Source organism: Paenibacillus sp. FSL H8-0048 (genome assembly GCF_038002825.1).
Lineage (GTDB): Bacteria > Bacillota > Bacilli > Paenibacillales > Paenibacillaceae > Paenibacillus_AQ.
On the sequence record NZ_JBBODF010000001.1, the window covers coordinates 1,088,554 to 1,110,739 of the forward strand.

Here is a 22,186-nt window from a genome sequence, read left to right on the forward strand (position 1 = left end):
TGCAGCCCCAAGGAGCGTCTATAGTGAAGATGGAGCTTGTCCCGCAGGGAGCATATCCTTCCGCCGGTAGACCCCCATCAGCAGCCCCAGAGCCGCGAATTCAATGAAGACATGTTGGCCGTAGCTCAGGAACGGGAACGGTATGGAGATCAGCGGCATTCTGCCGGTGAGTATAGTCAGCCCATAGATTAGACGAATGGAGAGCATCAGAGCCAGTGCCAGGATCAGCATCCGGCCGTAAGTGTCGCTTACCGCGCGGGCGTAGAAGACCATTTTCAGCACAAACCAACAGGTTAACATGAGGAGCAGCAGCCCCCCGGCCCAGCCGAAGGTTTGGATCAAATACACGGGAAAAAGGTCCGTGTACGGAAACAACAATCGTTCTTCCGCAATTCTGTAGCCCATTCCCTGTCCCCTCCAGCCTGCGGAGGTTAACGTGTTGTGAATTACACTATTTAAGTACCACCCAGCGCCGGTATCCCTCTGATCCGCTTGAAAGGCCGCGATGATCCGCTCCCGGAGATGCAGGTGATTCCAAACATAGATTGCCCCGCCCGTTAGAAATGTGACAGCAATCACCGAACCTCTAATCCAGCGGCGGGTCATCCGGACATAGAGTGTCAGGGATACAGCCATATATATAATCAGTTCAGGAAAAGCGGGGATAACCGCATAAATCACGGCCGGCAGCAGCAGTAACGACAATTCCGCCAAGTCTCTTGTTCGTCCGCTCCATGACTTCATGAAGCCCTGCCTGTTCCATATCCCTGCCAGAGCAACTACAAATACATAAGGACTATATCCGACCACGTCGAAGAAGAGTCCTAGGATGCCCACATAACGCCTAACACCATTCGTCACCTCAAGACCCAGCAACATACTGACGCCGATCGCCATTAATGCTGCGCCATAAATCCACCCTGAACTCCGCTGCAAGTGTTTGAAATTGATAAAATACATGATAGCCATGACCGCGATCCCAAGAACGATATACACAGATTGGCGCAGCATAAGAGCATCAGGAATTTTGTAATAATCCCCAAACCCCGCCTCCACAGCTGCCATCCCCAGCAGACTCACCGCCGACAACAACAGTACACCCGCCAGCAGACCCCAGGGAATGCGCGGTTTATGAATCCGGTGCAGCTCTTTGCCTACGGCCTGCGGGTCTCCCAGTTGCGCGATCGCATACCGCTGAGCCTCTTCTTCGTCAGCACCAAGCTCCAGCCGCTCCGTCACCAGATCTGTGAAGTGTCCGCTGAGCTCATCGCGGATTTCTCTGTGCATCCCTTTGGCTCTAACTTCTGCGCATACTGTATCCAGATAACGCTCCAAATCCTTCTTACTCTGCTCTATCATCCGCTGCCCTCCCCCAGAACGGTATCCATGGCACCCTTGAACAGCGCCCATTCCGCCTTCTTCTCCTGCAGCTTATGCTTGCCTTCATCCCGTAGCCGGTAATATTTGCGTCTGCGTCCGTCTACCTCCATCCAATACGCTTCCACCCAGCGTTCACTCTCCATCGCATGGAGAATCGGGTAGAGCGTACCCTCCTTCAGCGCAAAAACTCCCTGCGAGCGCTGCTCCAGCTCCTTAATCAGCTCGTACCCATACAGCGGCCTGTCCAGCAGCAGAGTGAGGATCATCGTACCTGTGCTCCCCTTCAGCAATTCTTTGCTTACCTTCATCGGCATTCCCTCCTGTTTGTTCATTTGGTTCGGTTAGAGACTCATACTGTCCGTTCTAATCATTAGCATAGCTGCTTATATATACATCGTTAATCTATGCTTAATATACAGTATTAACCAAACGAAGTCCAGTATGTATATCATCATTGTCCACAAAGATCAAGCCACCCGCACTTCAACCAGCCCTCATCAACATTTGGAAACTTAAAATCCGCCAACTCCGCAACCATCAAGCCCCTCGCCGGAGAAACAATGGGAAAAACGTATCTTAATTCCTCTCCATCGCCATATTTCCCGGGAGCAAGTGGAAAAACAGCAACTAATTTTTGTGAATTCTCAACTTTGGCCGAATTCAGATAAATTGAGTGTTGTTTTTCCAACTCCCATCCCAAAAGGGTTCAATCTTTCGTCAACAAGTGTATATAATCCAATTGTCCCCATTCTCGCTTTCTTCACAATAACAAACACAAAAAAAACTCTCCCGCCAAAATGATTGCCCATTTTAGCAAGGAGAGGTTCTTACTCAATTGCAGATTAATTAATGCATCGAAGCCTGAGTCTTATGCGAAACGATGACACGCTTCAGGAAGAACGCAATCACCAGACCTATAATAGCCATGACCATTCCGAAAATAAAGGCATTCTGTACTCCATGAGTGAAGGCAGCGCCGATATTCAGCGGATCAGCCGGGTTAGTAACGGTCTGCATGTAGCTTTTGGAGCCGGAAGTCATGATGCTTACCGCCAGCGCTGTACCAATCGCACCCGCCACCTGCTGGAGTGTATTCATAATGGCTGTACCATGCGGGTAGTATTCCAGCGGAAGCTGATTGATCCCATTTGTCTGTGCAGGCATCATAATCATAGAGATTCCGATCATCAGTACACTGTGAAGCACGATCACGAAGACAACGGTTGAAGTAGCTGTAATCCCTGAGAAGAACCACAAGGAGACAGCGACGAGCGCCAGCCCTGGGATAACCAGCCATTTCGGACCGTATTTGTCGAACAGACGTCCCATGACCGGCGACATCAGACCGTTGATGATTCCGCCCGGCAGCAGCAGTAATCCTGCCTTGAAGGCTGAATACCCTTGTCCCTGCTGAAGATACATAGGAAGAATCAGCATCGAGGAGAGAATGACCATCATACAGATGAAGACCATCAGCACCCCAACCACGAACATCGGGAACTTGAAGGCGCGCAGATCAATCATCGGCTGCTTCATCGTCAACTGGCGGATACAGAACAGAATAAGGGCAATCGCACCGATGACGATGGCGATAATAACCTTCGGACTTCCCCAGCCTTCTGCTTCACCAGCACTGCTGAAGCCGTAGACAATGCCGCCGAAGCCGAAGGAGGACAGAATAATGGACAGGACATCAATCTTAGGTTTTGTCACTTCCGTTACATTCTGCATGAAAAGAATTCCGCTAATCAGGGCGATCACCAGGAACGGCAGCGATAGCCAGAAGATCCAGTGCCAGCTGAGGCTCTCAATCAGCAGACCGGCAATCGTAGGTCCAATCGCTGGAGCAACCATGATTACCAAGCCGATAAGTCCCATCGCCGCCCCTCTTTTCTCAGCGGGAATGATGATTAGAATCGTATTGAACATCAGCGGCAGCAGCAGCGCGGTTCCCATCGCCTGCACCACTCTAGCAGTGAGCAGAAATTCGAAATTCGGCGACATCGCTGCAAGGAACGTACCCAGAATGGAGAAGCTTAGAGCCGCTACGAATAGCTGTCTTGTGGTAAACCACTGCAGCAGCATCCCCGAGATCGGAACCAGGATGCCCAGCGTCAGCAGATAGGCGGTAGTCAGCCACTGCGCCGTCGATGGTGTAATTTGCAGGACATTCATAAGATCGCTTAAAGCTACATTTAAGGCGGTCTCACTGAACATGCCGATGAAGCCGGCAATCAGCAGGGAGATCAGAATGGGTAAAGTCTTGAATTGCCGGGGGTTGCTTGACCCCTTATCAGTCATAGTTGCGTTCACTCTCGTATCCTCCTGGTATCTGTGTGTATCTCTCTATAGTCTTACGTAGTACGGTTAAGCCAGTATCGCCGGAATGCACTCTGCTGCCGCTTCCAGCGGTTGAATATTTCTGCAGGTCAACGCCTGCAGCAGCGCTCCCTCAAACAAGGAGACCACCACTGAAGCTTTGCGCTCTGCCGTTTCCTCCTGTACCCCCTCCCGGATCAGACGCTTTGCAATAATATCCTGCCAATCCTTGAAGACACACTGGCATGCAGTGCGCAGCTCATGGCTGACACAGGAAGTCTCAACGGCTACCCAGAAGCTGAACGGAACCAGTCCTTCAAAAGAGGATTGCTCCGCCTCATTTGCCATAGACATGATGAAATTCTGCACAGCCAAAGCCGGTGCCGCTTCACCCTCCATATAATGGCGCAATAAATGGGCTACCTCTTCACTAGTCCGGTTAATGCAGGTCAGGGCCAGCTCTTCTTTGCCGTGGGGGAAATAATAATACAAGGAACCCTTGGGCGATTCGCTGTCCTTGATGATCTGATTCAGTCCGGTAGCATGGTACCCCTGTGTAAAAAACAACCTGGAAGCCGTATCCACAATGGCTTCGCGTGCATTAGGCTTGTTCGACAAGCTCTACACTTCCTTATCTTGACGATCCAACAATTATAACAATTGGTCTATATAATAAAACCACAAAGAACTCCTCCTGTCAATGGATAATAATTTCAAATTTTAATTTTCACCTTGGGATCATAAGACTTAAGGATTGCTTCAACCCCGTTCTGCCGCTATAATCAAATTAAACTTAATAATTCCAATGTGAAAGGTACGATTATAATGAGTCAAAAGCCTGCAATGCAGGGAATTCCCCGGCCGTTAGTGAAGCTCAATCAGGCCTTCATTGTCATATCTGTATTACTGGCCTTACTCACAGGCCTCCACTGGATTCTTGCCTTCCCGCTTGCCGCTGGAATATCAGGTCTAATCTTCGGATATAATCCCGTCATCAGGCTGTGCAGCCCGCTGCTGACGAAGCCGCGATCCGCCTATGTATTGGAAGACCCGGAGCAGCAGCAGTTTAACCAGAAGATTGCCGTCTTCTGTCTGGCGGGCGGACTGATCAGCTTTCTCGCGGGCTGGACACTTGCCGGATATATCTTCACCATCATGGTCGGAGCCGCAGCAACGGTTGCTATTCTCGGCTTTTGCATCGGCTGCTTCATTCATTATCAGTGGAGAATGTACACCTACAGACGCAAGCAGGCTGAGCTTCATAAGTAATTTACACAGAACAGGCCAGCCAGTCCTTGCAGCAGTCTAATACTACTGTCAAGGCCTGGATGGCCTGAATTGCCTCTTCTTCTAAACGGCTTACTCACAACATACATACTTCACAACGTAATCTTCAAGGATCTCTTCTACTGTAGATGCGAAGCTCTGGCCTGCGCCCCAATCCATCTTAAGAATCAAGCCTTGGGAGGCGCCTGCCGGAATGAGAGGGACATTACTCACGGTTCCCTGCAGCAGATTATCCACGATAATTACCAGCGCCGCCTGATTTCTGGACCGGAAGTAAAAGCGTTCATAAATCAGCGTCCCGATCATCCGGCCATTCCTGACCTCGTTAAGCTCCTCATACAGAAGCTCCGACCGCTGTGTCATCCCCTCTTTGATCCGCATCATTACCTCATCCGGCTGCAATTCGACATTCAGTTGATAAGACTCTCCCATGCTTATCCTCCTCACGGAATTATGCTTCAAATCTCAGGTGTAACCCGTTCAGCGTTCACTCTCTGCCACATCCCAGCGGTGACGGAACTTCTCCAGGCGCGGATGGACCTGTGCCGGCGCTTCGGAGAGCAGCAGGCGCAGCTTCACGATCCACTCCTCGAAGGAGGCGAAGGAGGCGAACAGATTCGCCATAGCTGGAGTCAGATAGAGAAAATACGGCGCGGGATATATATCGCTGATATGACGCAGTGCCGAATCCAGCGGGGTATACTTCTTCCGCTTACCTTCGAGGCTCTCTACGGTGATGAAGGACTGTCCCTGCTCTTTTTTCCACTCATGCAGCCGGTCATCCCGCTTATACCAGGCCTTCACCGGCTCCTTCGTCATCCGCCGGACCGTTTCTTCGTGCAGCGGGTAGAGTACCAGCTTCATGAACCTGCGCTCCACTGCCGTCTCCGCCGCCTTAAGCAGCTCCATATCCGATATATGCTCGAACGAATCATAGAAGATGAGCGTTCCCTTACGTTCATTGGCTGGCGGTTCATAGCCATAAGGCATATGCTGTATGTCGCGTGTCATCATATTACCTCCCGTGTATTACTGCCTATAGCATATCATGCTACCCGGGACGGCGTACAATTCTTGAAGCTTGTCACTAAAAGTGCTGCTGCTTATTTATCCCCGGGTAAGTCCGCTAACCCAGCTCTTCGCGGAACCAGTCGATGGTCTCCTTAATTCCCTTCTTATACGATGTCGGATTGTATTCGGGGAACCGCATCATGAATTTATTATCATTCAGCAGGAGCGGATACTCGAATTCATAGAGAAGCTCATGGAATTCGTTCGCTTCCTTATTGAATACACCGGCTACTCCGACTGCCCAGGCCGGCAGCGCACAGCACTTCCCCTTGCTGCCAGCCGCATGCTGGATATTCATCAGGAATTGACGCCCCTCAATAGCACCGGAGCCGGACACATGCCACTCCCCCTGTTCTCCGCTCTCCGCCAGCAGTACAGCCGCTCTGGCCGCATCACGGATATAGACCAGATCATGCGGGACATCCAGCTTCACAGGCCACTTAATCGTTCTGGCCTGAAGCGCTCCGCTGAAGATCGGTCCGAATAACCGGTTCGTGACATTGGGACCGTAATAATCCGGGTACCGCGGAATTACATAACGGAAGCCCCGCCGTTCAGACTCTGCCTTAAGCAGCTCCTCCAGTTGATTCCGCAGTTTCCCCTTGCGGGTTCGTGCCTCCTTCGGATGGCGTTCATCCGCAGGAAGATATTGGAGCTTGCCGTAGCCGTAGATATTGCCCGGAAATACCAGCGTCTGACCGGTCTTAAGCAGGCGCGTCACGCGCTCCAGTGCCTCAGGCATGACAGAGTACCAATCCTGGTACGGCACATTTAGGCAGAAATAGAGGGTCGTCACCCCATTCAGCGCTTCAGCAAGCACCTTCTCATTCATTACATCCACTGCCGCCAGAGTCAGCAGCGGGCCCTTCAGCCTGCGCAGAGCCTGACTGGAACGGTGATATGTAGCCGTCACCAGCTTCCCGCGTGACAGTAATTCTTGTGTGATGGAATGGCCCAGACCGCCATTGCCCCCAATTACGAGATTCATAACATGAACGGCTCCTTAACGAACGCATGAAGACCTTCAGCAACCTGCTAACGGTTCATTCAATCTGCCCGTGATTATAATACGCAGTATGGAAGAACCGGATCATCCCATCTGCTTCCTTAGAAGAGGAGGATATATATTCCATTTATCTGCACTGTTATCAGTATATCGCCTGTCAGTTACTATATTCATTGGGTTAATTTGACGATTCATGTCGATTCGGGGCTTATATATGGACATATGGTGAATTATTTGAATTCAATATTTTTGCATCAGCGCATTTCTGCTCAATTAGAATAGTCTATATAAATTGAACTATTACCTTATCAGATTCAAAATAGTGGAGCAGACGCAGTTCCCCTTCAAATTACATCTTTTTACCAAGCGGGCGTTGTTCTTCAGGGGCGTTTGGCTTAGCGTAACGGACTGAGCTGCACTTATTTGAGAAGAAAGTCTCCAATTGGGCGAGTAACGGACTCCACAGGCCTTATCCTTTGCACGTTAGCTCCGAAACGTCTCATAGAGAAACTATAAGGTCCACTGAGTCCGTTAAGCTGCAAAAATTGGCGTTTTCGCGGGGATAAGATCTCTCCGGTCCATTAGATTTTGGGTTGATAGGGTTTAACAAGCTTGTCCATTCTTTTTAATCTGATTCTAGCTCCATTTTTTAGTTCAATCTATATAGTTGTGCCTGCTCTGTTTCCGATAAGCATACACAGCCGCACCCAACGTACCCGCCCTGCTGCCCAGCTCCGCCTGAACAATCCGGCACCGGCTTGCAGACAGCTTCAGCGCATGGGCATTTACGGTATCGCGGACACTATTCAGGAGACGGTCTCCTGCTGCGGCCATGCCGCCCCCGATAATAATCAGCTCCGGGTTCAGCAGATTGATCACATTCGCCAGCCCGAACCCCAGCAGCTCCCCCGTCTCATGCATGACTTCAATGGCCAGGGGGTCTCCCAGATCATACGCCTCCGAGATCATCTGTGCCGTGATTTGCTCCTGATCCTGCTTAGTCCAGGTCTGAATCAGGCTGCCCCTCCCTGCCTCCAGCTTCTCCTTGAAGGTATTCACCATCCCCACTGCAGATACATACCTCCCCAGGCATCCAGAGCTTCCGCAGCGGCAGGGCCGCCCCTGCCGGAACATATTCATATGTCCGATTTCACCAGCACTGAAGGTTGTCCCGTAGAGCACCTTGCCGTCATGGACCATCCCTGAACCGAGCCCCGTCCCAAGTGTGAGCAGAATCAGATGCCTGTGCCCTTGTCCGGCACCCCGTTGCCATTCCCCGTAGAGATTAACGCGCACATCATTGTCTATGTATACATTGAAGTTGTAGTATGGCTTCATTTCGTTGACCACATGGACCTGCTCCCAGCCGGGAAAATTCGGTGAGAAGACCGACAGGCCCTCCTCCGGGTCGAGGAGCCCTGGGATTCCCATACCCATACAGGCAATCTGCGACTCGTAAATTCCGCTTCCCGCACACAGCTGAGTAACGGCAAGCCTGATCCGCTCCAGCACATGGGCCGGACCCAGCTGCGCTTCTGTGGGTATTGATAGCTCCTCTAACGCTGTGAAGTGCTCATCGAATAAGCCTGCCTTAATATTAGTTCCGCCCAGATCAATGCCGACTATGTATTTGTTGTCCATCCAGCTCCATCCTTCTTTCTCTCATTAGAATGCTGTAATTCTCTCCTCTTATTATGCGCTTTCAACTTTTAGTTAAGTAGCATTTTCCGAGCATATGGATAGTACGTTTCACTTGAAAACAAACATCCTGCGGATAGCGATTGCTGTTATATTATTGACAAAGAGGGGTGCCCCGGCAGCCAATACTCATGCTGCGGGGCACCCCTCACTCTATAGCTATTTCATTCCACCGTCTTAAGAACCTTAAGAACCGGCGCCCTTATACCGCTTCACTCCGAAGCTCCAGGCCATCAGGCCGATGCTGAGGAAGACCACACCGACCAGAGGGGTCAGCAGCGCCATCGTCCGCATCTCATCGCGGTGCAGGAACAAGGCCGCCGGATATATCCCGACAAAAGCAAACGGGATAATCCAGGTCAGCAGCACCTGAATCGCCCGGTTGTAGATCGTTACCGGATAACGTCCGTACGTCTGGATGTTATACATCAGCGGCAGAATGCCTGTCGGGGCATCCGAATAGAACGACAACGAGGTCAGTGTCGTATAGATCCCCGTATAAATGGCTACTGCGCTGAGGGTCAGAAGAATCAGCATCGGCAGAGTCCACCATTCAAACGGCAGGCCCAGATTGCTGCCGCTGATCGCCATGATAATCAGCCCGATGATAGAGCCGAACAGGGACGGCGGGTCCACATTCTCCAGGAAGATCTGGAACAGGTTATGCGCTGGACGGGTCAGGATGCGGTCCATTTCGCCTTTGACAATATACCGTTCACTGAAGCCCCACATATTGACGAAGCAGCTGAACACGCCGAACGGCACCATGAAGAAGCCGTAGACGAACACCACTTCGTTCTGATTCCAGCCGCCCAGGCTGTCGGTGTGCATGAAGATGACCAGGATGAAGATAAAGTTCGTCGCCTGGAACAGCAGGTCGGAGATGACCTCCACCCAGAAATCCGCGCGGTAGGTTAACCGTGTTTTCATATAATTCTTCAGATATTCAATCAATAAGCCCAGGTAGTACATAGCTCAGCTTAACCCCCCTGCACGAACAGCCGCTGACGCGCTGCGTGATTTAGCCAGACAATCGGAATGAGCAGAATCAGGAACCAGATAACCTGGATACCCAGCACATTCCAGATGCCTACCCCCTGCACCCGGCCTGTAAATACAGAACCCGGCAGATAGGTAATTGCCTGGAAGGGAAGAACCTTAAGCACGGAAGACAACCAGTCCGGGAACAAAGTAATTGGCACAATCAGCCCTGAGAACAGATCCACGACCACACGCTTCATGCGCATCATCCCCTCATTGTTCTCCACGAAGAAGGCTGACAGGCCTGTGATAATATTAATCTGCGAGCTGATCAGGAAGCTGAAGAACAGCATGACCAGGAACCCGGCCCAAGCCGAAGGCTCCGTCGGGAGCTGTACCGGAAACAGCAGAATGGCAATCAGCATGCCCGGAATCATCAGCATCATGAAGCGGAACAGGCCTTCGCCGAGACCCTGCATCATTTTGACCAGCACATAATTATAAGGACGGATGAACTGGATCGCGATGCTTCCATCACGGATATCCGTAGAGATCTCCCGGTCCAGATTGTTGAAGTAGAAGGCCCGCGCCATCCAGGACACCGCCACATAGGTGGTCATCTGCGCCCCGGTAAAGCCGCCAAGCGATTCACCATCGCCATAGATCGCTCTCCAGGTGAAATAGTTCACCCCGATATTAAGCGTGTAGATCAGAATCCCCGAATAGTAATTCACCCGGTAAGCAAGCATGGTCAGGAACCGGATACGGATAAAATCAAAATAAGCGCCAAGCAGCAGCCTCCGCCCATTCTCCCGGGAACCGCCCGGAGAACCGCCGGAGGAGGGCACTGCCGTTGCCAGCTTCTCAGACATGGATAACCTCTTTCTCATCGCTGAGGGCGGCAATCCGCTCCTCCGGCTTCTCAGCTGAGCCTGACTGGTAAATACTGCGGACGATGTCATCCGTGTTCGTTTCGATGATTTTGATGTCTGTTATATCGGCCTGGCCGACGACACGGCCCAGCACATCCGATACATTCAGCTCCAGCGGAATCCAGACCTTGGCCGCCAGCTCATTCTCCGCGGTCCAGGTAACCGGCATGCCGTCCGTCCAGTGGATCAGCTGCTGCAGCTTCGTAGCCGCTCCGAACTGGAACTGCACCTCACGCCCGGTTCCCCAGCGCTGCTTCAGATCCTCCAGACCTCCGTCATAGATAATCCGCCCGTCATCAAGCATGATGACCCGCGAACAGAGCGCTTCGATGTCCTGCAGATCATGTGTTGTCAGCAGGATAGTTGTGCCATGCTCCCGGTTCATATCCTTCAGGAATTCACGGATCTCCGACTTCACGACAATATCCAGTCCAATCGTCGGCTCATCCAGGAACAGAATGGACGGATTGTGCAGCAGTGCGGCTACCAGCTCGCAGCGCATCCGCTGGCCCAGACTGAGCTTACGGACCGGACGGTTCAGCAGATCCTGAAGCTCCAGGCGTTCCACGAGCTCATCGAGCCGTTTCTTGAATTCTTGCTCGGGCACCCGGTATACCTTGCGCAGCAGCTGAAAGGATTCAATCACGCCGATATCCCACCAGAGCTGGCTCCGCTGGCCGAAAACGACGCCGATGTTTTGCACGAACTTCTCGCGCTCCTCATACGGCACGAAGCCGCCAACAGTCAGACTGCCGGCGGTAGGGACAAGAATTCCAGTGAGCATCTTGATCGTCGTCGATTTCCCAGCACCGTTCTCTCCGATATATCCGCAGATTTCACCTTCGGGAATGCTGAACGAGATATCCTTGACTGCTGTCACTTCGGAATACTGCCTTTTAAACAAATCAGCGAAGGCCCCTTTGAGGCCCTCGCGGTTTTTTTGGACTTTGAAGGTCTTGCGCAAGTCCTGCACTTGAATTGCATTCATAGGTTACCTCACTAAGCTAGGATTGGGTTCAGTACCCCATTATAATGGAATGGATGCATATCCGTCCAGCTTGCTTATTTAGCTACTCTTCCCTCAAAAAACTCCGCACCCGGCACAGCCTCCAGATGTCCGGAACGGGCCACCTTGGTCCGCAGATACTTCTCATTGAAGACCGATACGTCACCCCATAGCGGCACCCGCTTCACCGTGTTCATTCCGGCAGCCCGCAGCGCTTCCAGCTTCTTCGGATTGTTGGTAATCAATGTCACCGGATGGCTGCGCAGGTGTTGAAGCACGCTGATCGCATCGGTGTAATCTCTGGAATCATCGGCGAATCCAAGCTCCAGATTGGCCTCCACAGTATCATACCCTTCTTCCTGGAGCAGATATGCCATTGCTTTGCTGAACAGGCCAATCCCTCTTCCTTCATGATTCGCCAGATAAAAGAGTGCTCCGGCGCCATGCTGGGCAATCATCTTCATCGACTGGTGCAGCTGGAACCCGCAATCGCAGCGCTTGCTGCCAAAGATGTCCCCGGTGTGGCAAATGCTGTGCATCCGGATCAGCGCTTCCTCGGAATGCTCGAAATCTCCGTAGACCAGAACACTGGACTGCTGTCCATCCGCAAGCTTCATTGAGGATAAACGGCTGATGAGCAGCTCGGTAGCCTCCTTGCCTTCAGCGCGCTGAAGCTCTTCGTCCGTCACGTTCAGCCAGCTGTACCATTTGAAGGTGATGGTCTCCCCATCCAGATTAACAGGCAGAGTTATAGGTCCGACCAATATATTCGTGGAGTTTTCCATAGGAATCCGGCTGATTTTGTTCTGTAGTATAGAAAGGATATTTGGGTTGATCATTAGAGCACCGTCCTAAAAGTTTGATAGTATAAGCTTTCTCGACTCCAATTCGCAAACTTACTGCGAAAAGAATACACTTCGTTTTAAATTTTGATATTTAACTTTCTTCATAGTAACTATTTGTAAGTTAGTTTATCATTGTAATATAACTTCGTCAAGTTATAATATATATTTAAATATTTATAATTACTTATTGTAAGTTTATGATATAATGAATGCTGAGGTGATCCTTATGAATGATTTTGAGATGTGCCCCCGGTTTGAGAAAGCCGTGGATGTACTGAGTAAGCGGTGGGTCGCCCTGATCGTATTCGTCCTGATGGATGGTCCGCGGCGGTTCGGAGAAATTGAGCATTGCTTGTCCAACCTTAGCGGCAAGGTCTTGTCTGACCGGTTGAAGGAAATGGAGACGGAAGGGATCATACAGCGTACTGTATATCCTGAGATGCCCGTACGAATTGAGTATTCGTTAACCGATAAAGGTACGGCCCTTGCCCCCATTCTTGGAGAGATCGGTAACTGGTCTACGGATTGGATCGAGATCGGCGTGACCAAATGATTCCCGCACGGCACGCGAAGCAGCGCCCTTGAAGCTCCTGAACAGGAACCTTCGGGGCGCTGCTTTGTTTGTTTTTTAAAAATAGTAAGCATGGCTGATTCCTACAGATCCTTACGCTGAAAGCACAGCAGTCCCAGCCCAAAGATAACCACAGTGTAGATTACAGCGTATACGACAAAGCTATTAGACGGGAACGAATTGAAATTCAGCAGAGTAAGCGCCCCGCTATCCATCGATACCAGGCCATTCATATCCTTCAAGCTGAACAGCTCAACAGTCATTCGGCGCTGCAGGGTATCTGCGGGCATAATCATCGAGATCATTCCCGTCAGATTATTCAGCACCTTCAGTCCATCCTCCGCAAGTCTCAGCGACCCGCTAAGCTTATCCACCATCCCCCCAAGAAATCCTGCCCCGTAGAGCATCGTCATGAACACACCGTTGCCAAGCGCGGAGAATAGTCCTGAACCCAGCATGGATACAGAGATTAACAAGGGAACTACAGAGGCGAACAACAGAAATGACTTCGCAAGCACGACCGTATCTCTGGGAACGTTCGCGTGGGCACTTGTAATCAGCAGAATGGCAGTGAACAGAATGAGGGCATAGATCGTTCCCAGCGTGACGAAGCCCAGCCAGCGGCCAAGATACCATTTCCAGCGAGGCAGCGGCCGGGGCAACAGAGCCTGCATGACCCCCTGCTCTGCTTCACCGGCAATCACCGAGAAGGAGCTGAAGATCGCCAGAAAGGCTATAACGAACGCGCCGAAGAAGAAGCCCAGACTCAGAATAAAAGCGCCGTTCATGAACTGCATGAATAACCCGCTGCCATTCCCCAGAGTTCCGGCCCCCGGATCGTTTGTTCCCACGGTATCCGCCACGAACCAGAAGGCAATCAGGAACACCAGGGTCAGCAGCAGGGTTAGCAGCATCACTTTTTTGCGCAGCATTTCTTTCCAGGTCATTGCCAGTATGGTTCTCATTCCTTCTCCCCCCTATGACTGAGCCCGGCTACCGCATCCATGAACCAGTCCTCCAGCCGTTCAGACTGGCGGTTCACCTGGTACAGCGTCATCCCCTGCTCCACCATCAGCCCGTTCAGCCAGCCAGCCTGTTCCTCATGATCCAGCTCCGCCTCCAGCCACACGACACTTGAATCTGACTCCTCTTGTGCCGGATCATAGCCAGATTTACCCGCAGCAGGCACTGATTGCCGGATGGATAACCCTGTATGCTCATTTAGCCAGGACAGCAAAAAAGGCGTATATCCGCCCACTTTGAAATGCCAGCTTGTCCGTTTATTCAGCATCTCCGCTACTTTGCCGTGCCGCAGGACCGCTCCGTTACTCAGCAGAGCCATCCGGTCGCACAGCACTTCAACATCCTCAAGTAAATGAGAGTTGAGAAAAATAGTTATTCCCCGTTCCTTCAGCTTCTGCAGAATCTTCCGCACTTCCATTCTCCCGATAGGATCAAGGGCTGAGGAGGGTTCATCCAGGAACAGAATCTCCGGGTCATTCACCAATGCACATGCAAGACCCAGCCGCTGCTGCATTCCCTTGGAATAATGCTTGACCCGGTCTCTCCCGCGCAGCCCGATGCCTACCTCCTGCAGGAGCTGCGGAATTCTCTGATCTATGACGGACTTCGGAATCCGGCACAGCTTGGCATGAAGCCTGACCACCTCTTCACCGGTCAGCCAGTCCTGATAGCGGTACAGCTCCGGCAGGTAGCCAATCTTCATTTTGGCTTCCATAGAGCCCAGCGGATGTCCCAGGATGGAGGCATGGCCGCCTGTTGGCGAGATGAGTCCGACCAGCATTTTGACAAAAGTACTCTTGCCGGCACCATTGGGGCCGAGGAAGCCGAAGGCTTCCCCTTTCCCCACAGTCAGAGTAACATCCCGGCAACCGCGCCCGTTCGGATAAGCTTTGGTCAAGGCGTTCGCATCAATCGCAGGGATACTGCTCATTGTGTGATCAACTCCTGTACCTTCTGAATGAACTGCTCGCGCTCAGGATAGATATCTCCGCCGTAAAACTGCAGAAACTGCCCCCTTTGAACCCAGACAGCCGTATAATTGTTAGTGTTACTGTACTTATTTTCAGTAAGTATCACCGGCGTACCGGCCACCGTAATCTGTTCATCATGACTGCCCTTAACCAGCGGCATCGGCAGATCTCCGGACAAGATCCGGCTCTTCTGCAGACTGCTTCGCAGATTGTCGGGAATCAGCGGGAAGTTCACAACGGCATCAACCGCTTCGTCCAGATCCACAGAAGGATCCACAGTAACGACAGGCGTGTTCATCTGCGATAAGGCTCCCCAGTGCTGATCGCTGCCCAGATCGTAATTCACCTGCTCAGGGATATGAAGCGTAATCGGCTTGCCGTCTACAGATGCAGGCAGCAGATTGTCCGAGCCCAGGCGTTTCAGTGCCTTGTTCACTTCCTCCACCTTCAGGTTCAGTGTGATATCATGGGAGCCGCTTACCCGGACAAACTTGACTGAATCCATAACGGACCCCTTCAGCGGCCCGTAGCCCAGCAGGCCTTGGATATCCTTGAGCGGAACATTCTCCTTCATCTCACCATTAGTGATGGAGACATCACCGAAGGCCTCAAGGGATTGCTCAATATTGCCAGTGCCATTCTCTGTGATCTGATAGAACATATCCCGCAGATCACCTTCTTCAACTACAGTAGCCTCCTGCATCTTGAACTGGTTCAGCAGGGCTGCCATGGCTGTATTCCCTACCGGAGTAGCCAGAATTGCTGCAAAAATCGCTACGCCTGCTGCCGCTGCGGCCCACTTGCGGCTACGGCTCATCATAGGCCGGCGTGACTTCCGCCCTGTATTCTGTACTGGCTCCGCTGCTGCAAGGTTATCCGCCGTTGCTGCCGGAAGCACTTCCTCTGCTGCCAATTCTGTTCTATCTGATCTATCAGTCTTGGCCGTCTGTTCCTCTAGAAGGGTCTCTTGCTTGCCCCAAGTAGCCCACACCGGATTGACCGGCTCATCTCCCAGCTTCTTCTGTAATTTAGCCCAGGCTTCATCTGTGCTCTGGGGCTGTACCTGCCCGTTTGATCTATTCATGGTTTCTTTCCTCCCGGATCTCATTATTCTTGCGGAATGGACTTCACGGCATGATGTTTCAGTTTGGCTGTCGCCCGGCTTAACAGGGTTCCAACCACCGGCGGCCTCACGCCCAGTTCCACTGCGATCTCTGCGTAGCTGTAGCCCGAATACTTAAGCAGTAAGGCCTGCCGGTCCCGCTGAGGAAGATCCTCGAGCCAGCTCCGTACATCCTCCTGATCCAGCTTGCTGAGGACCACTTCTTCCCCTGTAGGAGCAGAAGCCCCCGCATCATATAACAGTTCCTGCTTGTCGATCAGACGCCGCTCTCTCACCCGCTGGTTCAGATAATCATATCCGATCCGCGTAAGCACTCTGTGCAGCCACGCCCCCAGAGCCGCCGGATCATCCGGCGGATTTCTGTAGAGTCTGATAAAAACCTCCTGTGCCAGATCATCGGCAGCACTCTCGTCCCGCACCAGTGCCGCCAGCTTACGCCGCACACTCGGGTAATGCTCATAAAAGATTATTTTGTATGGGTCTGATTCCGGAATATTCATTAGGTAAATCCTCCTTATCCGCTGCAGCTATAAGTAAGACGGAGGCTACGGCGGATTTGTATCACCTTGCCTCAAGATTTCTCTCCAGCAATGCTGATCTTCTAATTATACGGCAGGCCGGTTGGCCCGCATACATCCACTCCGGGCGCTGCTCTAAGCCTCATCCACAAAAAATGGTCCTCCGGTTAAATCCCGGGGACCGTTTGCGTCTTGCTATTCCATTCCTGACTATTCCTTGTCATAATTCTCGTCGCCAACCTGGATGCTGCCGTCATCATGCTGGAAGAATAGAGAGCTGGATACTTTGCCGTTGCCAAAAGCGAATACGATGGTATTGCCGCTTATCTTGTAGGAACCGCTGTCTGAGCCTCCTGCCCCGCCTGTTGTAGGTGCCCCGCCCTGGACGGTACCCAGCATCAGGTTATCGCTGGTGAAGGTACCATTGCTATTCAGCACTAGCGTCCGTGTCCAGGAGGTCGATCCGGCTGATATCCCGGCCAGCCCTTGGAAGCCGCGGTGAACATAAGTGCCGCTTAGGGTCAGCCCGTTCTTGACCGTCTTGACCCGGCTGAGCTCAATATCGTCAATATGCAGCTTGCCGGATTTGACCGCAATATCATAGCTGTCCCCGTTACTTAGCTTCAGCTTACCGCTTTGTATCGTGTAAGTCTGGCAGCCGTCACGCGAGCAGTTGATTGTCTCCGGTCCGCCTTGCTTTGGAGCATCCACAACCACTTTATTACCCGGCAGGAAGCTGATGATATTCCAGCACATCCCGCCGCATTCAAACCCGTCGTAGTCCGGGCTGAAGCCGTAGTACATTCCCTGCAGATTGCTCAGATTTACCTGGTCCGAAGCAGCTGGCTTGTAGGAACCGTCTCCGGCCGGAGCATTCGGGACAGTCCCTGGAGCCGGCGGCTTAGGCTGTGGCGGCTGGCTGGCGATCTGCTCGTCATATACTTTTTTGAATTCGGCAATTTGCTTGTCAACTGCCGCCTTCGCCGTTGCTTTGGTCAGGCCGTTCGCCGCCAGATAAGGGTCGGTGTAGACGAGAATCTGCGGCTTATACGGGTTCCATGCCACCAGTGCCTGAGTGGACTCCCCGACGAAGCGGAGCGGGACCATGGTGTAGCTGTCTAGGATTGTTGGCGCTTGCAAAAGTTGAACACTGGTGCCATTGACAGTAGCCGTCTTGCTGCCTATCTTCATTACTATGGTCAGGCCTTCTTTCGTACCGGTTACCGTCTGCTGTGCGGGATTCCAGCCTACCTTAAGACCCATCGCCTCGAACAGCGGACGGAACGGAACCATTGTTGTCCCTTTATCCAGCAATGGAGGCTTCTCAAAAGACAACGGTTTATCGTCCAGATTGACCTCGATCGTTTTGCCCGCTGCCGGCGAAGCTTCCGCGTGGTCCACTATACCCAGTGCCACGGCTACTCCCAGCCATAAGACTGCCGTCCACACGCGCCAGATCACAGGTCCGGTCATTCGCCTTTTTCTCACCCATACCCACCCTTTCCCCAGAACAAACAGATTTTTAAGTTTATAACCGGTATGGCCCCCGTTCAAACAGAATTTTTCAATCAAATGTCAATCCTATGACTTCTAGACTTCACAGAAATAGCCCTACCGCAAGCGGTAGGGCTGATAGCTGCTGAATATCCATAAAAAGGTTGAACTCACCAACAAAATATAGTAGTTTATTAGGTGTAAGCTATTATAAATTGAAAGGTGGAGCTAGTGATGGAACAGAAATCTATGGAAATGATGATGAACATGTGTATGGAAGACATGATGTGCAAGATGAAGAACATGAAGATGTGCATGGAAACCATGACCGAAATGGGCATGATGAACATGGATATGGATAAGATGATGACTCAAATGCAGCAGTGCGACGAAATGATGACTATGTGTATGACTATGATGCGTAATGGAATGGAAATGTCCAAGTAAAGTCCAAGCACACGACGACAAGCCTGAAAGTGAATCTGCGAAATTCACTCTTCAATGTGCATTTCATGGCTGAGCAGACTAACTGCATGCCATTTTCTTTCATTATATTATCTCTATCTCTACCTAATCATATCTCCGATTATTTCTTCTTTATCTACTCTTGATATACCGCGCTTGAAGCTGCTTGGCCACGTGAATCCGCTCCATCTTCAGCTCCCAAATCTGCTCTTTCCACAGACTGCTATCCGGTGTATCCTCTTGCTCTCTCAGCTTATCGAATAATTGCATCAGCAATACGTTAATATCATCGAACCGCGTCCATAGCGCTCTCACACTATCCACTTGTTTCTTTTCTTCGGCAAGCTTCTCATAGTTCTTCAATTTCTCCAGGAGATCAGCCTGCCACTGTTCATCGTTAATTGCCTTGGCATAATTCAGCAAATCCAGATAATCATCTATTGACAAAGGTACCGACTCCTTTTTCTTTATACCAAGTATTATACTCGGTATTGTATATATTGCAATAGCCTGCTGCAAAAAACAGACACCCGTCAAGGATGCCTGTCTGGAAACGCTATTCTGCTCTGCTGATATTCTTCAAGCTACATCAGCTTCTTGATATCATCCTTGAGCTGCTCTGATTGCGGTCCGAACACAATCTGTACCGCACCCTGTCCAAGCCGCATCACACCGGAAGCACCGAGCTGCTTAAGCGCGGAGTCTTTAACCGCCTTGTCATCATTTACATTAAGGCGCAAGCGGGTGATACAGGCATCGATGCTGCGGATGTTCCCAGGACCACCGATGTTCTCCAGAATCTTGGCGGCTCTGGAAGAGGACGGCACCGTTGCTGCGCTCTTGGACAGATCAATCAGGTCCTCTTCCATCTCATCCTCGCGTCCAGGGGTTTTGAGGTTGAACTTGACGATAATGAACCGGAACAACAGATAGTAGAGGACGAAGAAGCCAAGCCCGACCGGAATCAGCACCCACGCATTGGTGGACTGCTTCATGTTAAGCAGATAGTCAATGAGCCCGGCAGAGAATCCGAACCCGAGCTTCACATCCAGCACATACATCAGGAATCCGGCAAAACCGGTCAGTAAGGCGTGTACCAGATACAGCAGCGGTGCAAGGAACATGAAGGAGAATTCCAGCGGCTCCGTGATCCCTGTCAGGAAGGAAGCAATTGCCGATCCGATGAAGATGGACGCGACCATTTTGCGTTTCTCCGGTTTGGCTGTGTGAATGAACGCCAGGGCTGCACCCGGCATAGCGAACATCATAATCGGGAAGAAGCCTGTCATGAACATTCCCGCAGTTTTATCTCCGGCGAAGAAGCGTGTCAGATCTCCGTGAACAATATCCCCGGCAGCGTTCGTGAAATCACCGAGCTGGAACCAGGCGATGGCGTTGATGACATGATGCAGGCCGAACGGGAGCAGCAGACGGTTAGCCGTCCCGAATACAAATGCACCTGCCCCGCCGAGACCGACAACCCAGGTACCGAAGTCACTGATGACATCCTGAATCGGGCTCCAGATCATACCGATCAGCACTGCGAGAATCATGGTAGTGATAGCTGTGATAATGGGTACGAAGCGTTTGCCTGCGAAGAAGCCGAGCCAGTCCGGCATTTTAATATTATGATATTTCTTGTAGAGGTAAGCGGCCCAGGCTCCGGCAAAAATCCCGCCCAGCACGCCCATATTCAGCTTCACATCATCGGCGATGAACGGCATTTGAGCTGGGAGCACCTTGAGAATACTGTCCAGCACCTGATAAGCAATGAGGGCAGACAGCGCGGCAACCGCATCGCCTGCGAACCCGATCGCTACCCCAATTGCAAAAATCAGCGCCAGATTACCGAATATCGCGCCCGCACCCGCATTCAGAAAAGGAGCCACATACTGGTTGAGAAATCCGCCCACGGTACTGCCCAGATGGAAATCCTTCTCATAATTAATCAGTCCGAACCCTTGCAGAATCGCTGCCGCCGGTAAAGTTGCCACTGGAAGCATCAGAGATTTCCCTAACTTCTGTAGAAAAGCCAACATAATGAAATCATCCCCCTGGTTTCATATTATTACGTGTATGTTCTAAGGCTGTGAAGCTGTTGTTGTAAGAATACTGCTCGTTCCTGCCGTAACCTGGCCGTAATGACAATTCACCTCCGGGGTTTCCTCCCCGTTACCAGTTACTATCACTGGAGTAATGGTACGGTATCCCGCAGCCCGGATCGCCTCCAGATCGAATTCGATCAGCGTCTGCCCTGCCTGCACTTCATCTCCGGTGGCAATATGGCTGATGAAGCCTTCGCCCCGCAAGCTGACCGTATCAATTCCGATGTGCATCAGCAGCTGTAACCCGGAGGCATGCTCCAGGATTAGAGCGTGATTAGTTTTGACCACATGCGCAATTTTTCCGTCAAAAGGGGCCGTTAAACGTCCCTCTATAGGTTCTATGGCAATGCCTTGGCCCATATGCCCACCAGCAAAGGTCTCATCCGGCACTTCCGTTAACGGTACGGACTGTCCGCTGACCGGAGCGTATATCTCTAGGCGGGTTACCGTCTCAGTAGGTTTCTCTTCTTTTTTAGCTTTCCATCTCGAAAACATAAAATTCACTCCTTGCCGCTGCTATTTATTCTTCTCTAGGGTCTGGAACAGCCGGTGCAGATGCATAGCCAGGAAGCAGATTTCTTCTTCGGGTACGTCTACACTAAGCTTGACCTGCATGAATGTGCCCATCCTGTGAGCTAGCTTGTATTCATCCTTGAATTCCTTCTTGATATGCTTTACAAAAGGATTGTCGATGAGCGAACCCTGCAGAATCCGTTCAATCGAGAATCTCAAGTGGACCATCAGCCGGACATGATTCATACTCCCCTGCTCAAAGCGGATCTTGCGTTCACTGCGGATCATCTCCATCAGCTCGCTGACAAGATTGGAGGCCTTCACAAGCTGGCCCACCGGCACATTGCTGACCGCAGAGTAGACGTGGTAAGTAAGGAAACCGACCTCGTCTTCAGGAATCTGTACTTCAAAGCCTTCGCTGATCTTCTCAGCCGCCTTGGAAGCGATCTCAAATTCCTTGGGGAACGTCATCCGGGTCTCCTCCAGGAATGGATTCACAATGTCCATCCCGCTGCGCAAGCGGAAGATGGTGAATTGGATATGGCTGGGGAGCGCCAAATAGATCTTGTCGTTTAACTTGCCGGGAAACTCACGGGCGATATCAGAGATAATCTCATCTGTGATCTTCATGACCTTGGGATCAATGTCCTCCAGCAGAATCTGATACTGACTCCATTCCTCCCGGTCCTCCAGCCGAAACAGCTTCTCAATCCGGGGATCATCCGAATCAATAACACCTGTATCCTTAAGCGCAAACCCGATGCCCTTGCCAATGATTACATATTCCTTGCTCTTCTTGCCGCCCTCTACCATTACGACATTATTTCCAATCACCCGCAGCACCTGAAATTGTTCAGTGTCCCTCGCCAAGTTCCCCC

The 22,186-nt window shown here is 51.4% G+C and carries 25 protein-coding genes; 3 read left to right on the plus strand and 22 right to left on the minus strand.

Annotated features, from left to right (window positions below):
* Nucleotides 1–18 precede the first annotated feature (18 nt).
* From NSU18_RS04715 to NSU18_RS04735, 5 genes are all read right to left on the minus strand, one after another.
* Nucleotides 19–1,359: an FtsW/RodA/SpoVE family cell cycle protein gene (locus tag NSU18_RS04715; RefSeq protein ID WP_341148379.1), complete on the minus strand. Its 1,341-nt coding sequence runs from the start codon at nt 1,357–1,359 to the stop codon at nt 19–21.
* Complete coding sequence (locus NSU18_RS04720; protein ID WP_341021590.1) at nt 1,356–1,688, minus strand: PadR family transcriptional regulator; 333 nt, start codon at nt 1,686–1,688, stop codon at nt 1,356–1,358. Before NSU18_RS04720 ends, NSU18_RS04715 begins: the two co-directional genes overlap by 4 nt.
* Before the next feature lie 143 nt (nt 1,689–1,831).
* Complete coding sequence (locus NSU18_RS04725; RefSeq protein WP_341148380.1) at nt 1,832–2,068, minus strand: hypothetical protein; 237 nt, start codon at nt 2,066–2,068, stop codon at nt 1,832–1,834.
* Nucleotides 2,069–2,226: 158 nt separating this feature from the next.
* The gene (locus NSU18_RS04730) at nt 2,227–3,681 is read right to left on the minus strand and encodes a DHA2 family efflux MFS transporter permease subunit (protein WP_341023303.1); all 1,455 of its coding nucleotides are present in this window, start codon (nt 3,679–3,681) and stop codon (nt 2,227–2,229) included.
* Nucleotides 3,682–3,747: 66 nt separating this feature from the next.
* Nucleotides 3,748–4,317: a TetR/AcrR family transcriptional regulator gene (locus NSU18_RS04735; protein ID WP_341148381.1), complete on the minus strand. Its 570-nt coding sequence runs from the start codon at nt 4,315–4,317 to the stop codon at nt 3,748–3,750.
* 207 nt (nt 4,318–4,524) lie between these two features.
* On the opposite strand from NSU18_RS04735, the gene NSU18_RS04740 reads away from it, so the two are divergent.
* On the plus strand, nt 4,525–4,968 hold the full coding sequence (locus NSU18_RS04740) for a DUF4395 domain-containing protein (protein WP_341148382.1): 444 nt from the start codon (nt 4,525–4,527) through the stop codon (nt 4,966–4,968).
* Nucleotides 4,969–5,058: 90 nt separating this feature from the next.
* On the opposite strand, the gene NSU18_RS04745 is transcribed toward NSU18_RS04740, so the two are convergent.
* From NSU18_RS04745 to NSU18_RS04780, 8 genes are all read right to left on the minus strand, one after another.
* The gene (locus tag NSU18_RS04745; protein WP_341148383.1) at nt 5,059–5,418 is read right to left on the minus strand and encodes a DUF6054 family protein; all 360 of its coding nucleotides are present in this window, start codon (nt 5,416–5,418) and stop codon (nt 5,059–5,061) included.
* 48 nt (nt 5,419–5,466) lie between these two features.
* Nucleotides 5,467–5,997 carry a hypothetical protein gene (locus tag NSU18_RS04750; protein WP_341021581.1) on the minus strand — a complete coding sequence of 177 codons (531 nt, stop codon included), beginning with the start codon at nt 5,995–5,997 and terminating at the stop codon, nt 5,467–5,469.
* Nucleotides 5,998–6,112: 115 nt separating this feature from the next.
* A complete protein-coding gene (locus NSU18_RS04755; RefSeq protein WP_341148384.1) occupies nt 6,113–7,045 on the minus strand; it encodes an NAD-dependent epimerase/dehydratase family protein in 933 nt (310 codons plus the stop codon).
* A gap of 672 nt (nt 7,046–7,717) precedes the next feature.
* Nucleotides 7,718–8,704 (minus strand): ROK family protein, encoded by a 987-nt coding sequence (locus tag NSU18_RS04760; RefSeq protein WP_341148385.1) that lies wholly within the window; start codon nt 8,702–8,704, stop codon nt 7,718–7,720.
* A gap of 243 nt (nt 8,705–8,947) precedes the next feature.
* Nucleotides 8,948–9,733, minus strand: coding sequence for an ABC transporter permease (locus NSU18_RS04765; protein ID WP_341021578.1), 786 nt, complete (start codon nt 9,731–9,733; stop codon nt 8,948–8,950).
* Nucleotides 9,734–9,741: 8 nt separating this feature from the next.
* Nucleotides 9,742–10,536: an ABC transporter permease gene (locus NSU18_RS04770; RefSeq protein WP_341023302.1), complete on the minus strand. Its 795-nt coding sequence runs from the start codon at nt 10,534–10,536 to the stop codon at nt 9,742–9,744.
* A 70-nt stretch (nt 10,537–10,606) separates the two neighbouring features.
* Nucleotides 10,607–11,662, minus strand: coding sequence for an ABC transporter ATP-binding protein (locus NSU18_RS04775; RefSeq protein WP_341021575.1), 1,056 nt, complete (start codon nt 11,660–11,662; stop codon nt 10,607–10,609).
* A 74-nt stretch (nt 11,663–11,736) separates the two neighbouring features.
* Nucleotides 11,737–12,519, minus strand: coding sequence for a GTP cyclohydrolase II (locus NSU18_RS04780; protein ID WP_341021573.1), 783 nt, complete (start codon nt 12,517–12,519; stop codon nt 11,737–11,739).
* Between the two features lie 232 nt (nt 12,520–12,751).
* Here NSU18_RS04780 and NSU18_RS04785 point away from each other — a divergent pair, with 232 nt between their 5' ends.
* Nucleotides 12,752–13,078 (plus strand): winged helix-turn-helix transcriptional regulator, encoded by a 327-nt coding sequence (locus tag NSU18_RS04785; protein ID WP_036728810.1) that lies wholly within the window; start codon nt 12,752–12,754, stop codon nt 13,076–13,078.
* Between the two features lie 101 nt (nt 13,079–13,179).
* Here NSU18_RS04785 and NSU18_RS04790 read toward each other — a convergent pair whose 3' ends face one another.
* The 5 genes from NSU18_RS04790 to NSU18_RS04810 form a co-directional block, all read right to left on the minus strand.
* The gene (locus NSU18_RS04790) at nt 13,180–14,061 is read right to left on the minus strand and encodes an ABC transporter permease (RefSeq protein WP_341021571.1); all 882 of its coding nucleotides are present in this window, start codon (nt 14,059–14,061) and stop codon (nt 13,180–13,182) included.
* Nucleotides 14,058–15,050: an ABC transporter ATP-binding protein gene (locus tag NSU18_RS04795; RefSeq protein WP_341148386.1), complete on the minus strand. Its 993-nt coding sequence runs from the start codon at nt 15,048–15,050 to the stop codon at nt 14,058–14,060. The genes NSU18_RS04790 and NSU18_RS04795 overlap by 4 nt, the downstream gene beginning before the upstream one ends.
* The gene (locus NSU18_RS04800) at nt 15,047–16,174 is read right to left on the minus strand and encodes a hypothetical protein (protein ID WP_341148387.1); all 1,128 of its coding nucleotides are present in this window, start codon (nt 16,172–16,174) and stop codon (nt 15,047–15,049) included. The genes NSU18_RS04795 and NSU18_RS04800 overlap by 4 nt, the downstream gene beginning before the upstream one ends.
* 23 nt (nt 16,175–16,197) lie before the next feature.
* Nucleotides 16,198–16,713, minus strand: coding sequence for a sigma-70 family RNA polymerase sigma factor (locus tag NSU18_RS04805; protein ID WP_341021566.1), 516 nt, complete (start codon nt 16,711–16,713; stop codon nt 16,198–16,200).
* 228 nt (nt 16,714–16,941) lie between these two features.
* Nucleotides 16,942–18,204 carry a copper amine oxidase N-terminal domain-containing protein gene (locus NSU18_RS04810; RefSeq protein WP_341148388.1) on the minus strand — a complete coding sequence of 421 codons (1,263 nt, stop codon included), beginning with the start codon at nt 18,202–18,204 and terminating at the stop codon, nt 16,942–16,944.
* A 255-nt stretch (nt 18,205–18,459) separates the two neighbouring features.
* On the opposite strand from NSU18_RS04810, the gene NSU18_RS04815 reads away from it, so the two are divergent.
* Complete coding sequence (locus tag NSU18_RS04815) at nt 18,460–18,672, plus strand: hypothetical protein (protein ID WP_341148389.1); 213 nt, start codon at nt 18,460–18,462, stop codon at nt 18,670–18,672.
* Nucleotides 18,673–18,822: 150 nt separating this feature from the next.
* Here the strand turns inward: NSU18_RS04815 and NSU18_RS04820 are convergent, their stop codons facing one another.
* From NSU18_RS04820 to NSU18_RS04835, 4 genes are all read right to left on the minus strand, one after another.
* Nucleotides 18,823–19,137 (minus strand): hypothetical protein, encoded by a 315-nt coding sequence (locus NSU18_RS04820; protein WP_341021560.1) that lies wholly within the window; start codon nt 19,135–19,137, stop codon nt 18,823–18,825.
* 137 nt (nt 19,138–19,274) lie between these two features.
* The gene (locus tag NSU18_RS04825) at nt 19,275–20,729 is read right to left on the minus strand and encodes a PTS transporter subunit EIIC (RefSeq protein WP_341021558.1); all 1,455 of its coding nucleotides are present in this window, start codon (nt 20,727–20,729) and stop codon (nt 19,275–19,277) included.
* A 42-nt stretch (nt 20,730–20,771) separates the two neighbouring features.
* Entirely contained in the window at nt 20,772–21,290 is a 519-nt protein-coding gene (locus tag NSU18_RS04830; RefSeq protein ID WP_341021557.1) for a PTS sugar transporter subunit IIA, read from the minus strand.
* Between the two features lie 21 nt (nt 21,291–21,311).
* Nucleotides 21,312–22,178 carry a PRD domain-containing protein gene (locus NSU18_RS04835; RefSeq protein WP_341021556.1) on the minus strand — a complete coding sequence of 289 codons (867 nt, stop codon included), beginning with the start codon at nt 22,176–22,178 and terminating at the stop codon, nt 21,312–21,314.
* Between the last annotated feature and the right edge of the window lie 8 nt (nt 22,179–22,186).

What these genes read in the sequence shown, in the direction of transcription:
- NSU18_RS04715 (WP_341148379.1), bottom strand. Translation starts at nt 1,359, where the DNA reads ATGATAGAGCAGAGTAAGAAGGATTTGGAGCGTTATCTGGATACAGTA.
- NSU18_RS04720 (WP_341021590.1), bottom strand. Translation starts at nt 1,688, where the DNA reads ATGAAGGTAAGCAAAGAATTGCTGAAGGGGAGCACAGGTACGATGATC.
- NSU18_RS04730 (WP_341023303.1), bottom strand. Translation starts at nt 3,681, where the DNA reads ATGACTGATAAGGGGTCAAGCAACCCCCGGCAATTCAAGACTTTACCC.
- NSU18_RS04740 (WP_341148382.1), top strand. Translation starts at nt 4,525, where the DNA reads ATGAGTCAAAAGCCTGCAATGCAGGGAATTCCCCGGCCGTTAGTGAAG.
- NSU18_RS04745 (WP_341148383.1), bottom strand. Translation starts at nt 5,418, where the DNA reads ATGGGAGAGTCTTATCAACTGAATGTCGAATTGCAGCCGGATGAGGTA.
- NSU18_RS04750 (WP_341021581.1), bottom strand. Translation starts at nt 5,997, where the DNA reads ATGACACGCGACATACAGCATATGCCTTATGGCTATGAACCGCCAGCC.
- NSU18_RS04755 (WP_341148384.1), bottom strand. Translation starts at nt 7,045, where the DNA reads ATGAATCTCGTAATTGGGGGCAATGGCGGTCTGGGCCATTCCATCACA.
- NSU18_RS04760 (WP_341148385.1), bottom strand. Translation starts at nt 8,704, where the DNA reads ATGGACAACAAATACATAGTCGGCATTGATCTGGGCGGAACTAATATT.
- NSU18_RS04765 (WP_341021578.1), bottom strand. Translation starts at nt 9,733, where the DNA reads ATGTACTACCTGGGCTTATTGATTGAATATCTGAAGAATTATATGAAA.
- NSU18_RS04775 (WP_341021575.1), bottom strand. Translation starts at nt 11,662, where the DNA reads ATGAATGCAATTCAAGTGCAGGACTTGCGCAAGACCTTCAAAGTCCAA.
- NSU18_RS04780 (WP_341021573.1), bottom strand. Translation starts at nt 12,519, where the DNA reads ATGATCAACCCAAATATCCTTTCTATACTACAGAACAAAATCAGCCGG.
- NSU18_RS04785 (WP_036728810.1), top strand. Translation starts at nt 12,752, where the DNA reads ATGAATGATTTTGAGATGTGCCCCCGGTTTGAGAAAGCCGTGGATGTA.
- NSU18_RS04790 (WP_341021571.1), bottom strand. Translation starts at nt 14,061, where the DNA reads ATGAGAACCATACTGGCAATGACCTGGAAAGAAATGCTGCGCAAAAAA.
- NSU18_RS04795 (WP_341148386.1), bottom strand. Translation starts at nt 15,050, where the DNA reads ATGAGCAGTATCCCTGCGATTGATGCGAACGCCTTGACCAAAGCTTAT.
- NSU18_RS04800 (WP_341148387.1), bottom strand. Translation starts at nt 16,174, where the DNA reads ATGAATAGATCAAACGGGCAGGTACAGCCCCAGAGCACAGATGAAGCC.
- NSU18_RS04805 (WP_341021566.1), bottom strand. Translation starts at nt 16,713, where the DNA reads ATGAATATTCCGGAATCAGACCCATACAAAATAATCTTTTATGAGCAT.
- NSU18_RS04810 (WP_341148388.1), bottom strand. Translation starts at nt 18,204, where the DNA reads ATGACCGGACCTGTGATCTGGCGCGTGTGGACGGCAGTCTTATGGCTG.
- NSU18_RS04815 (WP_341148389.1), top strand. Translation starts at nt 18,460, where the DNA reads ATGGAACAGAAATCTATGGAAATGATGATGAACATGTGTATGGAAGAC.
- NSU18_RS04825 (WP_341021558.1), bottom strand. Translation starts at nt 20,729, where the DNA reads ATGTTGGCTTTTCTACAGAAGTTAGGGAAATCTCTGATGCTTCCAGTG.
- NSU18_RS04830 (WP_341021557.1), bottom strand. Translation starts at nt 21,290, where the DNA reads ATGTTTTCGAGATGGAAAGCTAAAAAAGAAGAGAAACCTACTGAGACG.